This is a genomic window from Paenarthrobacter sp. PH39-S1, assembly GCF_030063245.1.
Lineage (GTDB): Bacteria > Actinomycetota > Actinomycetes > Actinomycetales > Micrococcaceae > Arthrobacter_M.
Genome location: NZ_JASISR010000007.1, coordinates 55023 through 68040, shown reverse-complemented (window position 1 = coordinate 68040; position 13018 = coordinate 55023). Strand labels below are relative to the sequence as shown.

Here is a 13018-nt window from a genome sequence, read left to right as displayed (position 1 = left end):
CTCCCGTTTGGCCCGGCTGAAGTGCCGCTGACCCCGGGCTGCAGTTTTCCCGCTGAAGTCGGCCGCACTGCGGGTAGGGTGGGAGGATACGGCCGGCCGGCCACGAGTGACCCATAGCAGGGCGCGAGCCTTCCTTTCGGGAATGAGGGCGTGACCATGACGATCGGTCAGTACGACGGCGGCGCGGGCCGGCGGCCGCTTTGGGCCAGGAAGCTCGTTGTTGCGGTCCTGCGTTTAACACGGGTGGGCATTGGCAGCCTCGCCACGGTCGTAGTACTTGCCGTCGTCGAGGCGTATTGGGTCGGGGTTCACTTCCGCAGGGCCACGGCCGAGGAGACTCCCCGGGCGGCGGGAAGCTACGGTGCCGGGTATGCAGGTGCCACCATCCGATTGGCTGTGCTGGGGGATTCGAACGCCCTCGGAGTCGGCGCCTCGCGACGCAGCCAGACCATACCCGCACTGCTGGCCCGCGGTCTCTCCGCGAAGGCCGCGCGACCGGTGTTCTTGGACAACGTTGCGGTTTCGGGTGCCGAATCGAGGGATCTGGCCGCGCAGATCGGACTGCTGACCGGGATTCCGGATGTGACAGTGATCCTCGTCGGCGGCAACGACGTAATGCAGCTGCGTTCCATCCCGGCGTCGGCTGCGCTGCTTGCCCGCGCGATCCGGCATCTGCAGTCACAGGGGGGTCAGGTGGCGGTCGGTACCTGTCCGGATATGGGGACCATCCAGGCGCTGGTGCCGCCGCTGCGCTTCATCGCTGGATGGTACAGCCGGGTCCTGGCCGTGGCGCAGACTTTCGTGGTTCTGCGCGCGGGTGGCCGGGCGGTTGCGATTGGCGGTATGCTCGGGCCGCAGTTTCTGGAAAACCCGGGGCAGATGTTCGCCACCGACCATTTCCATTCCTCCCCGCTGGGCTATGCGCGGGCCGCGCGCCTGCTCCTGCCCAGCGTCTGCGCGGCCGCTGCACCCGTGACCGGCGTTCACCTGGCGGTCCCGCACCGTGTTTATGCACCGACGGGCCGGAAGTGGGTGGCGGCGTTGGGCACGTGGATGGGACGACGGGCCCTGACCACCGTCCGAAATATGGACTTGGGCCGGGAGCCGGGGCCGGGTAGGGACCCGGCGCTGGACGCAGGACTGGACCCGGCGCTGGGGCTGGACATTGCCGCACCTGCGCCAACGCCGCGGACCGGACCCGTGCCTCAGGCGGGCGGAATTGCCGGTGATTCCATCGTGCCCGACCGCCGGATGGGCATCATGAGCGTGCTGCAACGTGTATGGGAGGGAGTTGCAGCCCTCACGGGCGGCCATGGTCTCAGCCGCTGGAACCGGCCCGCTGAGTTCGCCCCGTCTTCGAGTGGCCGGCAGGCGGCGGATCAGCGTTTCCCCCGTCAGAGCATCCCGGTCAGAGGACCTTCGAGAGGAACGCCTTGGTCCGCTCGTGCTGCGGGTCGGTCAGCACCTGGCGCGGATCGCCGGATTCCACCACGACGCCGCCGTCCATGAACACCAACGAATCCGCCACTTCACGCGCAAAGCCCATCTCGTGGGTCACCACAATCATGGTCATGCCGCTCTTGGCCAGACCCTTCATTACATCCAGCACCTCGCCCACCAGCTCGGGGTCCAGGGCGCTGGTCGGTTCGTCGAAGAGCATCAGTTTCGGGTCCATCGCCAGCGCCCGGGCAATGGCCACGCGCTGCTGCTGGCCGCCGGAGAGGTGCGCCGGGTAGTAATCGCCCTTGTCGCCCAGCCCCACCCGTTCCATCAGCTCCACCGCCCGCGCGGTCGCCTTGGCCTTGGACATCCGCTTGACCCGCATCGGTGCCTGGATGATGTTCTCCACCGCGGTCAGATGCGGGAACAGGTTGAAGCGCTGGAACACCATGCCGATCTCACGGCGCTGGAAGGCTGCTTCCTTCGGTTTGAGCTCGTACAGCCTGCCGCCCTTTTCCCGGTAGCCGACCAGCTGGCCTTCCACGGAGAGCCGGCCGGCATCGACCCGTTCCAGGTGATTAATGCAGCGCAGAAAGGTGGACTTTCCGGAGCCGCTGGGACCCACAATGCACAGCACTTCGCCGGCGTCGACGCTCAGACTGATGCTTCGCAGCACCGTGTTGGTCCCGAAGCTCTTGGACACGCGGTCCGCGTGCACCATGGTCATGCCCGTCATCCCTTGCCCCCTGCTTCGTTGCCGGCGGGCGCGTTGGTCAGTGCCGCCGTCGTCGGGCCGTTGCCGGCATGTGAACCTGTGAAGGCGGCCGGATCGCCGCCCGTCGTCGGCTTATCTTCCTTGCGGCGCCCTGTCCCGCGGGAGAAGCGCTTTTCAATGAAATGCTGGCCCACCATCAGCACCGAGGTGAACAGCAGATACCAGATGGAGGCCACGATCAGCAGCGGTACCGGGGTGAACGTCACCGCCGAAATGCCGCGGGAGACGCCGTAGAGGTCGATGCTCAGCGGTATCGCCGCCACCAGGGACGTGGTCTTGAGCATCGAGATCACTTCGTTGCCGGTGGGCGGAATGATGATCTTCATGGCCTGCGGCACCACGATGTAGCGCATGGTCTGCCCCCAGGACATCGCGAGGGCCTTGGATGCCTCCTCCTGCCCCTCGTCCACCGACAGCAGGCCGGCGCGCACAATCTCGGACATGTACGCCGCCTCATTGAGCGCCAGCCCGATCACCGCGGTGATAAAGAGATTGTGGAAAACGTCATTGGGAAGGGTAACCCATGGCGTCATGAAGGGAACGCCCAGCGTGAGCACCGGGTAGATCAGCGCCACGATGCCCCAGAACACCAGCTGCACATACACCGGCGTGCCGCGGAAGATCCACAGATACAGCCAGGCGACGCTCTTGACCACCGGGTTCGGCGAGAGCCGCATGATGGCCAGCAGCAGCCCCAGGACAATGGCGATCAGCATGGAATAAACGGTCAGCTGCAGGGTCACCAGCGCGGCCTGGCTGATCCGCTTGTCGAAGATGTATTTGCCCACATCGGCCCAGCCGTAATCCTCGCGCTGGGCGGCGTCGAGAATGAAGACCGCGAGGGCGAGCACCAGGACGACGGCGATCAGGGCCCGCCACGGGTGCCGCAGCGGTACGGCCTTGATGGCCTCGCCCTCCTCGCCGGAGTCCGGGGGAGTGGCGCTACGGGCCTGCTCCGGATCCGTCATTGTCGGCTACCCCTTCGCGCCGACGTTGAGGTCGGCCGTCTTGACCCCGCCGCTTTCCACGCCCCACTTGGCCAGGATCCTGGTGTAGCTGCCGTCATCGATCAGCGCCTGCAGGGCCTTCTGCAGCACCGGGGTGAACTCGCTGTTCTGCGCCACGGGTATGCCGTACGGCGCGACCTCGAACGCGCCGCCGGCCGTCTGCAGCTTGCCCTTTGTCTGCGAGATTGCGTACAGCGTGACCGGCGAATCGGCGCTCATCGCATCCACCTGCCCAACCGCCAGGGCATTGGTGGCCTGATCCTGCGCGTCGTACCTGAAGATCTCGATGGCCGCCTTACCCGCGTCGGTGCAGGCCTTCGATTTGGCAGGGACCTCATGCGTGTCCTCATAGGTGGTGGCCTGCACACCCACCTTGAGGCCGCAGGCGTTCTCCGGATCCACTGTCTTGCCCACCGGGGCGGCCCACTGGATGCCGGCCGAGTAGTAGTTGATGAAGTCCACCTGCTTCTCCCGCTCGGCAGTATCCGTGAAGGAGGACATACCCATGTCATCCTTGCCGGCCTTGATGGCAGGCAGGATGTTGTCGAACGTGCCGATGTCGAAGTTGACCTTCAGGCCGAGCACCTGGCCCAGCGCGTTGGTCAGGTCGACGGACCAGCCGGCGGGTTTGCCATTGCCGTCCTTGAACTCGTTGGGCGGGTAATTGTTCGCCATCCCGACGTTGAGGACCCCGGCGGTTTTGATCTTCTCCGGCAGCATGGCGGCGATCGCGTCGTTCTTCTTGACCGCAACCGCGTCCGCAGAGCCGGCGGAACCGGAGGAGGCGCCACTACCCGCAGCAGGAGTGCTGTTGTCAACGCACCCCGTGAGCATGAGGGCCGCAGCGGCAAGGACGGAGACGGCGGCATATCGTGATCGCATAGGTTGCTTCTCTCATCGGGGGTGCGCCGGAGAGCGCCTTGTGCCGACCCTACAGCGGCCACCGCTGTGATCTGGACCATATGACGACGACGGCGGGTTGCGGTTTGGTGACGGATTCCGGACCGCACGCTGCCCCGAAGGCCGGATGGCGAGGAGCCCCGGCCTCGCTGAACAAAGGTGGGTGTTGGCGGCCGGCCCCGGTTTGGTGGTGATGCACGGCTCGGCCCCGGTTCAATGACGAATTCCCGGGCCGCACGCTGCCCCGAAGGCCACATGGCCAGGGGTCTCGTCCGCGAAGCAGGGGCCGGCCCACGAGAACGGTGCTGCCCGGCCCCGGTTTCGTGGGACAGCCCCTGCCTCGCTGGGGCCGCGCTCTTTCCTTGCGGCGCAATGGTGGGTCCATTCGGCGGCCTGGCCCCGGTCTGGTGGGAGTGCCCGGGATGGCGAGGGGCCTCGCGGCACGAAAGTGGGTCCTTGCTGCTGGGCCCCGATTACGACACTGTCCCGATTACCGACACAGTCCCGATTACCGACACTGTGTCGGTTCGCGGTAGGCTGACGAGGAACCGACACGGTGTCGGCGGGAAGGAAGCCGGATGATGATGGGCCCCGGACACCGCGAAATCCGCCGCACTGCCCTGTTGGCTGCGGCCCGTCACGACCTGCTTAATGGGGGCGCCGCGGCCGTCACACTGGCCAGGGTGGGCAGCGCAACGGGCCTCGCCAGGAGCAGTGTTTATGAGTATTTCGGCTCCGCCGGCGATCTGCTCACCGAGGTGGCCGTGCTGGCGTTCGGCGAGTGGGCCGCCGACGTCAGAGCCGCCGTCGACGACGCCGACCCCGGCTGGCCGCAGCTGCAGGCCTATGTTTCGCGGACCCTCATGATGGTGTCCGAGGGAAGGCATGACATCGCCGCGGCGCTGGACAAAGTGGACTTCACCGCGGCCCAGCGCGAGAGGTTCCGGGACCTGCACGTTGACCTCACCGAGCCGCTGCTGCGGAGCCTGGTCTACCTCGACGTTCCCTCCCCGGAAACATACGCCGCACTGATCCAGGGAATGATCGACGGCGCCACGCGGCAGGTCGGCCACGGTGCCGATGCGGCACAGCTGAGCGCCGTCACTTGCGAACTGATCATCAACGGACTGCCCACGGTCCACGTCCCCTGACCCGCACCGCCCTGCCCTCAGACCGCGGGCACTGACAGACCGATCGACCAACCCGACAACCGACAACCCGACAACCCTAGGACTGGAATTACGCATGTCACCACGCCTTTTTTACCGGACGCTCGCCTTTGCCGAGGCCGTCACCTGGACCCTGCTGATCATCGCCATGGTGCTCAAGTACGCCTTTAACTCCGGCGGTCTCCCGGTGCAGATCGCCGGATCCATCCATGGCTTCGTCTTCATCAGCTGTGCGCTGACCGCCGGGCTGGTGGGCGTGAACCAGCACTGGCCCAAGCGGCTGACCACCCTGGCCGTCGCAACCGCCATCATCCCCTACGCCACCATTCCGTTCGATCTGGTGATGGACCGGAACGGAAAACTCGACGGCGCCTGGCGGCGTACCGCGACAGCTGACCCGCGCGATCACACCCCGGTCAGCCGGCTGCTGCGCTGGATGCTTCGCCGCCCGGCCGTCCTGGGCGGCGTCTTTGTGCTCGCCGTTGTCGTTATCATGGGCACGCTGCTGGTTATTGGTCCGCCCGGCGGCCGGAGCTAGGCGGACGCCTCGCCGCGGCCGGCCACTTCCGGCGGAATGCCAGCCGCGTGCGCGGGGTTGGACAGCATATGAAGCGAATAGGTTTCCTCTCCTTTGGCCATTGGGGTCCCCTCCAGGGCTCCGGCACCCGCACGGCGGCGGACGCGCTGCTGCAAAGCATCGATCTGGCCGTGGCCGCAGAAGAGCTGGGCATAGACGGCGCATTCTTTCGGGTGCATCACTTTGCCCGGCAATTGGCCTCACCGTTCCCACTGCTGGCCGCGATCGCCGCGAAGACCAGCCGGATCGAGATGGGCACCGCCGTGATCGACATGCGCTACGAAAATCCGCTCTATATGGCCGAAGAAGCCGCGGCCACGGATCTGATCAGCTCCGGGCGGCTGCAGTTGGGCATCAGCCGCGGTTCACCCGAGCCCGCCCTCGACGGCCCGGCGTCGTTCGGCCACGTTCCGCTGCAGGACGAGACACAGGCGGATATGGCGCGCCGGCATACGGAAGAATTCCGCCATGCCCTCACCGGTGCCGGCGTTGCCAGGGCGAACACAGGCTACCACCGCGGCGGCGGCGCCGCCCTGCTGCCGGTCCAGCCGTCGTCGCCCGGTTTGGGGGAGCGGATCTGGTGGGGCGCCGGAACCCGCGCAACCGCCGTGTGGGCGGCCCAGCAGGGAATGAACCTGATGAGTTCCACCCTGCTCACCGAGGATACGGGTGTGCCGTTTGACCAGCTGCAGGCCGAGCAACTGCGGCTGTTCCATGAGACGTGGAACCAGACCTGGGACGGGGCAGGGGGCGGGGCCGGCCATGCGCGCCGGCCCCAGACGTCGGTCAGCCGCAGCGTGCTGCCCGTGGTCGACGACGAGGACCGCTACTACTTCGGGCAGCAGGGGCTGGCGGACAGCCGGGACCAGGTCGGGGTGCTTGAGGGTTCCATGTCCAGGTTCGGCAAAAGCTACATCGGCGAGCCGGACGCACTGGCCGAGCAGCTGGCCGCCGATGAGGCCGTGCAGGCCGCCGATACGCTGCTGCTGACCGTGCCGAACCAGCTGGGCGTGGCGTACAACGTCAAACTGCTGGCCAACGTGGCGAAGTACATTGCCCCCGCGCTCGGCTGGACGGCAAATTGGGAAAGTCCAGTTCAGGGGGAGACGGTCTAGGACTGTCTAAGTGGTCTTCAGTAAAGCGGGAATTACCACCGTCGATGATCAGGTCGTTAGCATCCGGGTAATCGGCGACGGGCATGGTGGCCAGGTTGAACCGACTGCTCCGCGTCTAAGCACGCCACTGCCGGGATATCGATCGTAGTCAAAGCGAAGCTCTCTGACTATCAGACCACTATGCGAGAGTGCATGACCGTGAAGAGATGGCCGGATGAGGCCGAGATCGACAAGGTCAACAAGGGGCGGACACAGGCAAGAAGAACCCAATCCGAACTGACAGCCAGCGCATCATCGCCGAGGACCGAACTGCGCCGTCGCGGCCTCGCCAGCAGACACTCGCCGTGCGTAAGGGATTCGGAGGGTGACCGTTTATCCACGAGCAGCAATCGAGCTGCAATGGGCTTCAGCGATCAGTGTCAGTGGTCACCGATAGCGTAGAACTGTATATGAACCGATGAAGTTTTTAATCCCACAGAGGCTACGGAAGGACACAGTATGCCGTAACCACTCTTTATCACATTGTTGATGGCAGTTCCCATCGTCTTTCTTGGGATCGCCGGCGGGTTTGGCGTCTTCATCGGGCTCGCGCTGGTGCTGATCGCCAACCCAATCATCTGGAAGGTTCGTAAAGACGGCTACTTTAACTCGGAGCAGTTTCAGGCGCTTCGCACGGACGTGGCTTCTGTGGCCGCTGAGCATAACGATGTAGTGAACTACGTGGCGGAGATCCGAGCGCAGGGTTCCTTTGAACTCGGCGCTTCTTCCACGGGTCAGTATGCGCACCTAGCGACATTTGAGAACACGTCGTCGTGGAACAACCGACGCGACCGCAACGTCGCCGAGTACGCTCCGCATGTGCACAACGCATCCCTGCAAGTCGTACGTAACGCGAGCATGGATCCGATCAAATACCTCATGAAGTACTTCTCGATCAAGGCTGACAAGGAGACCTTGACGGACGTTCAGCACGTCGCGGACGACGTCTCTCGCCTGGAAGAAGCCGTCCGCAACGTGCAAGGCCGCGAGACCGAGATTGTCGCGAGGATCAACCCGCCCACGTTCATCCTTAAGCGATATGCAGACGAGTTCTGGAACTTGGTGGGAGTCCACCTGTCACCGATCACGGTGCCCTACCCGAGCTACAAGTTTCAATACATTTCCGCAGGAGGCAACAGCGGTCAGGCAGTGGACATCCGGCTCGACACTTCAACCCTCGATGCACTGTCCGAGACGCTTGCTCAGAAGATCCACTGGGCGAAGTCGGCAGCCGGCCAGCGCGCGCTGATGACAGCTCGCTTGCGCAGCTGGATCAAGGATCGCGATAATCACAGGTGCGTGCAGTGCGAGATTTCGGTTGCAGCTGAGCCGCATCTCCTGCTCGAAGTCGACCACCTCGTCCCTGTGTCCAAGGGTGGCCTCAGCACGCCTGACAACCTGCAGACGCTTTGCTGGCGCTGCAACCGCACGAAGGGCGCGAAGATGCCAGCGTAGTTCACTCCGCGGCATCAACAAAAAGCCTTTGCCTTCGTGGCTGGAGCATTCGTGTAGGTGCAGTGAAATAACTTGGTGGCCACCAACACACCGCATCCACACGCACGAGCTTCACGCTGCTGGCCGAATATACAGGCATGCCCTTTGACCAGCTCTAGGCCGAGCAGATTCAGCTTTTCCGCGACACGTGGGCGGAGTCCGGCCACGGCTTCACTCCGCGAGTTTCTGTCAGCCGCAGCGTCATCCTCGTCGTCGATGACGTGGACCAGATGTACTTTGGCCTGCGTGCCCAGGAAGACAGTCGCACCAGGTGGGGATGATCGACGGGCTCCTTTCGCGCTTCGGCAAGAGCTACATGGGCGACCCCGCAAAGATTGCCGCAGAACTGGCCGCCGACGAGGCTTTCCGCTCCGCCGACACACTCATGCTCACGGTCCCCAACCAGCTGGGCGTGGAATACAACGTCAAGCTGCTGGCCAACGTCGCGAAGTACATTGCCCCGGCGCTCGTCTGGAAGGCTACGGCGGAAACAGCGGGTGCTCCTCCGGCGGAACGCAGCCGACCGATCATTTGCTGGCGGGTTTGATGATGACCCTTTTGATCCAGCTGGCAGCATCGCGCACGGAATCGTGCTCGAGGGAGAGCAGTTCCGGCGGCTGGGCAATCGTAAGCGCATCGATATTCCACAGGCCGCTGCTCACCCATCTCGGCTCATAAAAGGACCACCAAGAAATCCCGGCATGTAGCCCGGCGTCATACATAGCCCGCGACCACTGCTGCGTCGAGGGCCTGTTCCTTGCCACCACACTACTTGGGCGCAGCGACCATTCCTGCAGGGTGAAAGGATCATCGAGGTCCAGAATGTCCGGCTCACCTGTGAACCGCACCAGGGCCTTTACTGTTCCAGCAGGAGCGCCCGGCGGAGGAACAAATATGTCCTGCGTCCAGGACGCATAGCCACCAAAGGCTTCAGCCACAGCCCCCTCTTGAGTATCCGCCAAGTAGAGAACCAGATATTCGTGATCCGGGTCGTCTATCCGTCCGGCGCCCTGGCGCGGCCACCGGTAGAGCGGGTGCCCGATGGTGGAGGCCGTGTGGGCGTCCGGATGCCAGTTGCATACTCGCCAGAATTCCATCTACGCGAAAGCCCCTTGCTGATGGGCGCGGATCGCCTCAATCACCGGGCCCGCACCGTCAATACGGTAGACATCGATGGGACGGGCATTGAGATGTGCATTGTGCCCTTCCATCCAGAGCCGCGCCTGGGTGGGGGTGAACGCCGTGAAGAGCTGACCGACCAGAGAGTCCAGATCCGCCAATTGCTGCCGGTTCTCCTCCGTGGGCGTGTCGCGTCCGGAGGCCCATCGATTGGGCCTGTCCTGGTTAACCCCCAGGAGTGCGGCCAAAGCGTTGTTGCCCAGGGCGGCTATGAGGCGCTGTGTGATGGCGTCCGGACCGTAAGCAGCCGTCTCCTTAATCCCGCGTAGTTTTAGTGCGGTGGACACTCGTGGCTGGCCGGAGCGCCGGGGTTCGGTTTTTTCGAACCCCTTGGGCATCAGGACAACGCCGTCCCGCACCTTGACCCGGATTTGGCCGCCTCCGCCGTACCGGATAACCACCGTATCCGCTGGAAGCCCCTGCTGTTGTTCGCCCATTACCCAACAGTATGCGTTGGGCACGCGGCCGTAAAGGTGCCAGCAGACGAATCGGTCTTGTCCCGCGACTGTTTGGTTGAAGCTCAGGCCCATCGATGGCTATTAGCGCGAGGACGTCCGCGTCCCGATACCCTTGACGAACCCTGTAATGTGCGCACAATGCACATACAAAGGAGAATGTGATGAGAGGCAGTTCGCTGCATCCCAAGCCCGCACGAAGCCAGCGCATCAACGTTAGGGCTACGCCGCGCCAGGAACAGCTGCTGCGCCGGGCCGCTGAAGCTACAGATCGATCCATGACGGATTTCATCTTGGAGAGCGCCAGCGCGGAGGCGGAGAGAATATTGGCCGACCGCCTGTTGTTTGTTGCAGACGAGCCGCAATGGGCCGAGTTCAATCGGCTGCTGGAACTTCCTCTGACATCCACCGCCAAACTGGCCAAGCTGGCGCGCCGACCGAGTCCGTTCCAGGGAGAATGAGCAAGGCACGGCCTGGCGCGCCCCGGAAGCTGCTGCGCACCGATAACCGTGACGCCTTCGCTTCGGGGGCTGAGGAACTGGACGAGTGGCTTCGCAAGTACGCGTTCCAGAATCAGCGCGCGAACAGTGCAGTCATCTATGTATCCTGCGACGGGAACTCCGTGGTCGGCTACTACGCGATAGCCGTCGGGGCGGTTGCAAAACAGGGAGCTCCGCCGGCCATAACAAAAGGTGGCCGCTCGGATATACCCTGTGTTCTTCTGGCCCGGCTAGCAGTGGACAAGCGGTATCAGGGCACCGGACTCGGGACGGGACTTCTTCAGGATGCATTGAAGCGCTCGGTGTTGGTGAGCGAAAGCGTCGGGGCAATGGCCGTCCTCATCCATGCGCGCGACGCCGCCGCCAGGTCATTTCACGACCGTCATGTGGACGCACATCCTTCCCCGTTGGATGACCTGCAGCCCATGATTCCCATGAAGGCTTTACGCGCTGAGTTCGCCGAGTTCCTGCGAGGCCCGCTGAGCACCGACTAGCGGCTACGCTGCCCACGCCCACGCGATGGGATACGACGGCGTCAGACTAGTTCCGGTGCCAGCGGAACCGGAGCAGCTTGCCAGGCGACGGGAGCTGCTGTTCATGTTCGAAGCGGTCGATGACTACCTCTCCCCGGACGTGTCGGCTTGGCAGGTCGGCGAACTGGCATGCACCGCGCTCGTGCAGGCCAGGCCGGAAGTGCGGGTCGCCCTGGCAAGCAATATCCGGCAACTAGCAGGCTCTTGGACATCTTGCTGCTCGCACGAGTTGCGATTAACGCTGGAACCCAAAATGCAAAACACTCCACTGTTGCCCCGGAAAATGCAGCTTCAGCAGTTTCATCCCGACATACTCTTAGCCGAAGGCTGCGCAACGGGCGGCAGCGGTTTCGCGGTTATGTACGTTCTGTACAGTGAGAGCTAGTATTAGTTTATGAGTGAGATGAGCGTGACGGACGTACGGAGTCGCTTGTCCGAAGCGGTTGATACAGCCCGGGTCAAGCACGAGCCGGTATACCTGTTGCGCCACGGCCGACGAGTCGCTGCTTTGATAGATGCAGAGGACCTCGCCAACCTGATTGAGGCTGCCGAGGATCTGGACGATCTGAGAGCCGCAAACGAAGCCCGGACGGAGATGGCTGAAAGCGGCCAAGGTCCCATCCCTTGGGAGGAAGTCAAGGCTGAACTCGGCCTCACGTGATTTACGCCGTCCAGATCGCACCGGCCGCGGCACGCCAATTGCGCAAGCTCCCTCCGGAGTCTCGCCGACGAATTCAGGCCGCAATCGAGTTGCTGGCCGTAACGCCACGCCCTCCGGGCACGAAAAAGCTCGCCGGGAACACGGGAGACTGGCGTATCAGGACCGGAGACTACCGGATCGTCTATGAAATTCATGACGATCGGCTTGTTGTTCTGGTCGTTGCTGTGGGCCACCGACGCGGGATTTACCAATCGAAATGAAGGTCAATCTCGTGCTCGACTGCCTCGTCAGCTGCCGGGCGACGTCGTGCCCTTCATAAGCTTGTGGTTTCGGAAACCGTGGTGCTTGTCCCCAACTCCTGGCACATTTACGTTTGCGAATGGAGCCACACGGTCGGAATCATAAAGTCCGGTGATTAGCTCGCCAGGAAGGCGACGAGCAAAAGCGTTGATCGTCTTAGTCTCAATGGCCTGGACATCGCCATCGGCCGGAGCGTAGTGGACGAATAGGGACGGCAGGGCCTGAAGCGCCTTGAGCCACCACCCGCCACTGTGCGGCGACCTCGCGCCGATGGGTGTCGAGTAGTACTGCTGGATGCGCTTTGACAGAGACGTTCCCGCGAGCCCAATGTACAGAACTGGCTCGTCGGCCAGCCAAAATTGTTGAAGACGCGCTTCAAACGGGCGATCTTCGGGCACGCGCTCACCGCAGCGGACAGACACATCCGGCGGGCCTAAGACAGGCATCGCATACTTCATCAACGGAAACTGGCATCTGGCGAGTCTAAAGGAAACAAGTCGCATACTGCTCTTGCCTCCGCGTCGTCACGCTTCCACGTCGTCGCTCTCCATTAGCCCGGCCAAGTGAACAATCTCGCTGGGGGAACAAATGAGGACCGAATCGCTCGTTCGCTTGCGCAGGGCCTCTGCGAGTCGCTTCACACCGACGGTCTGGCTGCTCGGTTGGCCGCTCAACCGGATCTTACCTCCACATTCGAAAAGGTCGACGACGACACCTCACCCGAGGTCCTGGCGGCGTACCACCGACGGCTATGAAGAGACCTACACTCGCGTTATCGCACCTGCTCGTGCGGAAGTCAGCGCTGAACGAATTCAGCCCTGACAGGCTGGACAGGTTCTCGAAAAACGTTGCCGGCGACCATCCGGCCACTGCA

At 63.5% G+C, this 13018-nt stretch carries 16 protein-coding genes; 11 read left to right on the top strand and 5 right to left on the bottom strand.

What is annotated here, in order from left to right; all coding sequences use genetic code 11:
- Window positions 1-156 precede the first annotated feature (156 nt).
- Window positions 157-1509: an SGNH/GDSL hydrolase family protein gene (locus tag QMG52_RS06395; RefSeq protein ID WP_283559596.1), complete on the top strand. Its 1353-nt coding sequence runs from the start codon at window positions 157-159 to the stop codon at window positions 1507-1509.
- On the opposite strand, the gene QMG52_RS06390 is transcribed toward QMG52_RS06395, so the two are convergent.
- Genes QMG52_RS06390 through QMG52_RS06380 form a run of 3 tightly spaced genes read right to left on the bottom strand, consistent with a single transcriptional unit; the run spans window position 1409 to window position 4104 of the window.
- The gene (locus QMG52_RS06390) at window positions 1409-2176 is read right to left on the bottom strand and encodes an amino acid ABC transporter ATP-binding protein (protein WP_283559595.1); all 768 of its coding nucleotides are present in this window, start codon (window positions 2174-2176) and stop codon (window positions 1409-1411) included. The two genes, QMG52_RS06395 and QMG52_RS06390, sit on opposite strands and share 101 nt — an antisense overlap.
- A complete protein-coding gene (locus QMG52_RS06385; RefSeq protein ID WP_283559594.1) occupies window positions 2173-3183 on the bottom strand; it encodes an amino acid ABC transporter permease in 1011 nt (336 codons plus the stop codon). The genes QMG52_RS06390 and QMG52_RS06385 overlap by 4 nt, the downstream gene beginning before the upstream one ends.
- 6 nt (window positions 3184-3189) lie before the next feature.
- Window positions 3190-4104 (bottom strand): ABC transporter substrate-binding protein, encoded by a 915-nt coding sequence (locus tag QMG52_RS06380; RefSeq protein ID WP_283559593.1) that lies wholly within the window; start codon window positions 4102-4104, stop codon window positions 3190-3192.
- 596 nt (window positions 4105-4700) lie between these two features.
- Here QMG52_RS06380 and QMG52_RS06375 point away from each other — a divergent pair.
- From QMG52_RS06375 to QMG52_RS21905, 5 genes are all read left to right on the top strand, one after another.
- Window positions 4701-5273, top strand: a complete 573-nt coding sequence (locus QMG52_RS06375) for a TetR/AcrR family transcriptional regulator (protein WP_283559592.1) — start codon at window positions 4701-4703, stop codon at window positions 5271-5273.
- A 94-nt stretch (window positions 5274-5367) separates the two neighbouring features.
- On the top strand, window positions 5368-5829 hold the full coding sequence (locus QMG52_RS06370) for a DUF3817 domain-containing protein (RefSeq protein ID WP_283559591.1): 462 nt from the start codon (window positions 5368-5370) through the stop codon (window positions 5827-5829).
- A gap of 68 nt (window positions 5830-5897) precedes the next feature.
- Window positions 5898-6983 (top strand): LLM class flavin-dependent oxidoreductase, encoded by a 1086-nt coding sequence (locus QMG52_RS06365; protein ID WP_283559590.1) that lies wholly within the window; start codon window positions 5898-5900, stop codon window positions 6981-6983.
- A gap of 528 nt (window positions 6984-7511) precedes the next feature.
- Window positions 7512-8477: an HNH endonuclease gene (locus QMG52_RS06360; protein WP_283559589.1), complete on the top strand. Its 966-nt coding sequence runs from the start codon at window positions 7512-7514 to the stop codon at window positions 8475-8477.
- A 316-nt stretch (window positions 8478-8793) separates the two neighbouring features.
- A complete protein-coding gene (locus tag QMG52_RS21905) occupies window positions 8794-9063 on the top strand; it encodes a hypothetical protein (protein ID WP_349361664.1) in 270 nt (89 codons plus the stop codon).
- Here the strand turns inward: QMG52_RS21905 and QMG52_RS06350 are convergent.
- Both QMG52_RS06350 and QMG52_RS06345 read right to left on the bottom strand, forming a co-directional pair.
- Window positions 9044-9613: an RES family NAD+ phosphorylase gene (locus tag QMG52_RS06350; RefSeq protein WP_283559588.1), complete on the bottom strand. Its 570-nt coding sequence runs from the start codon at window positions 9611-9613 to the stop codon at window positions 9044-9046. The genes QMG52_RS21905 and QMG52_RS06350 overlap by 20 nt on opposite strands.
- Complete coding sequence (locus tag QMG52_RS06345) at window positions 9614-10132, bottom strand: hypothetical protein (protein ID WP_283559587.1); 519 nt, start codon at window positions 10130-10132, stop codon at window positions 9614-9616.
- A 182-nt stretch (window positions 10133-10314) separates the two neighbouring features.
- On the opposite strand from QMG52_RS06345, the gene QMG52_RS06340 reads away from it, so the two are divergent.
- From QMG52_RS06340 to QMG52_RS06320, 5 genes are read left to right on the top strand one after another with little or no spacing between them, the layout of a single operon-like run.
- Window positions 10315-10611 carry a type II toxin-antitoxin system TacA family antitoxin gene (locus tag QMG52_RS06340; protein WP_283559586.1) on the top strand — a complete coding sequence of 99 codons (297 nt, stop codon included), beginning with the start codon at window positions 10315-10317 and terminating at the stop codon, window positions 10609-10611.
- Entirely contained in the window at window positions 10608-11144 is a 537-nt protein-coding gene (locus QMG52_RS06335) for a GNAT family N-acetyltransferase (RefSeq protein WP_283559585.1), read from the top strand. The genes QMG52_RS06340 and QMG52_RS06335 overlap by 4 nt, the downstream gene beginning before the upstream one ends.
- Before the next feature lie 55 nt (window positions 11145-11199).
- On the top strand, window positions 11200-11568 hold the full coding sequence (locus QMG52_RS06330) for a hypothetical protein (RefSeq protein WP_283559584.1): 369 nt from the start codon (window positions 11200-11202) through the stop codon (window positions 11566-11568).
- 9 nt (window positions 11569-11577) lie between these two features.
- On the top strand, window positions 11578-11844 hold the full coding sequence (locus QMG52_RS06325; protein WP_283559583.1) for a type II toxin-antitoxin system Phd/YefM family antitoxin: 267 nt from the start codon (window positions 11578-11580) through the stop codon (window positions 11842-11844).
- Entirely contained in the window at window positions 11841-12104 is a 264-nt protein-coding gene (locus QMG52_RS06320; protein WP_283559582.1) for a type II toxin-antitoxin system RelE family toxin, read from the top strand. Before QMG52_RS06325 ends, QMG52_RS06320 begins: the two co-directional genes overlap by 4 nt.
- The last annotated feature ends 914 nt before the right edge of the window (window positions 12105-13018 follow it).

What these genes read in the sequence shown, in the direction of transcription:
- QMG52_RS06335 (WP_283559585.1), top strand. Translation starts at nt 10,608, where the DNA reads ATGAGCAAGGCACGGCCTGGCGCGCCCCGGAAGCTGCTGCGCACCGAT.
- QMG52_RS06360 (WP_283559589.1), top strand. Translation starts at nt 7,512, where the DNA reads ATGGCAGTTCCCATCGTCTTTCTTGGGATCGCCGGCGGGTTTGGCGTC.
- QMG52_RS06385 (WP_283559594.1), bottom strand. Translation starts at nt 3,183, where the DNA reads ATGACGGATCCGGAGCAGGCCCGTAGCGCCACTCCCCCGGACTCCGGC.
- QMG52_RS06370 (WP_283559591.1), top strand. Translation starts at nt 5,368, where the DNA reads ATGTCACCACGCCTTTTTTACCGGACGCTCGCCTTTGCCGAGGCCGTC.
- QMG52_RS06395 (WP_283559596.1), top strand. Translation starts at nt 157, where the DNA reads ATGACGATCGGTCAGTACGACGGCGGCGCGGGCCGGCGGCCGCTTTGG.
- QMG52_RS06365 (WP_283559590.1), top strand. Translation starts at nt 5,898, where the DNA reads ATGAAGCGAATAGGTTTCCTCTCCTTTGGCCATTGGGGTCCCCTCCAG.
- QMG52_RS06340 (WP_283559586.1), top strand. Translation starts at nt 10,315, where the DNA reads ATGAGAGGCAGTTCGCTGCATCCCAAGCCCGCACGAAGCCAGCGCATC.
- QMG52_RS06345 (WP_283559587.1), bottom strand. Translation starts at nt 10,132, where the DNA reads ATGGGCGAACAACAGCAGGGGCTTCCAGCGGATACGGTGGTTATCCGG.
- QMG52_RS06375 (WP_283559592.1), top strand. Translation starts at nt 4,701, where the DNA reads ATGATGATGGGCCCCGGACACCGCGAAATCCGCCGCACTGCCCTGTTG.
- QMG52_RS21905 (WP_349361664.1), top strand. Translation starts at nt 8,794, where the DNA reads ATGATCGACGGGCTCCTTTCGCGCTTCGGCAAGAGCTACATGGGCGAC.
- QMG52_RS06380 (WP_283559593.1), bottom strand. Translation starts at nt 4,104, where the DNA reads ATGCGATCACGATATGCCGCCGTCTCCGTCCTTGCCGCTGCGGCCCTC.
- QMG52_RS06390 (WP_283559595.1), bottom strand. Translation starts at nt 2,176, where the DNA reads ATGACGGGCATGACCATGGTGCACGCGGACCGCGTGTCCAAGAGCTTC.
- QMG52_RS06350 (WP_283559588.1), bottom strand. Translation starts at nt 9,613, where the DNA reads ATGGAATTCTGGCGAGTATGCAACTGGCATCCGGACGCCCACACGGCC.
- QMG52_RS06325 (WP_283559583.1), top strand. Translation starts at nt 11,578, where the DNA reads ATGAGTGAGATGAGCGTGACGGACGTACGGAGTCGCTTGTCCGAAGCG.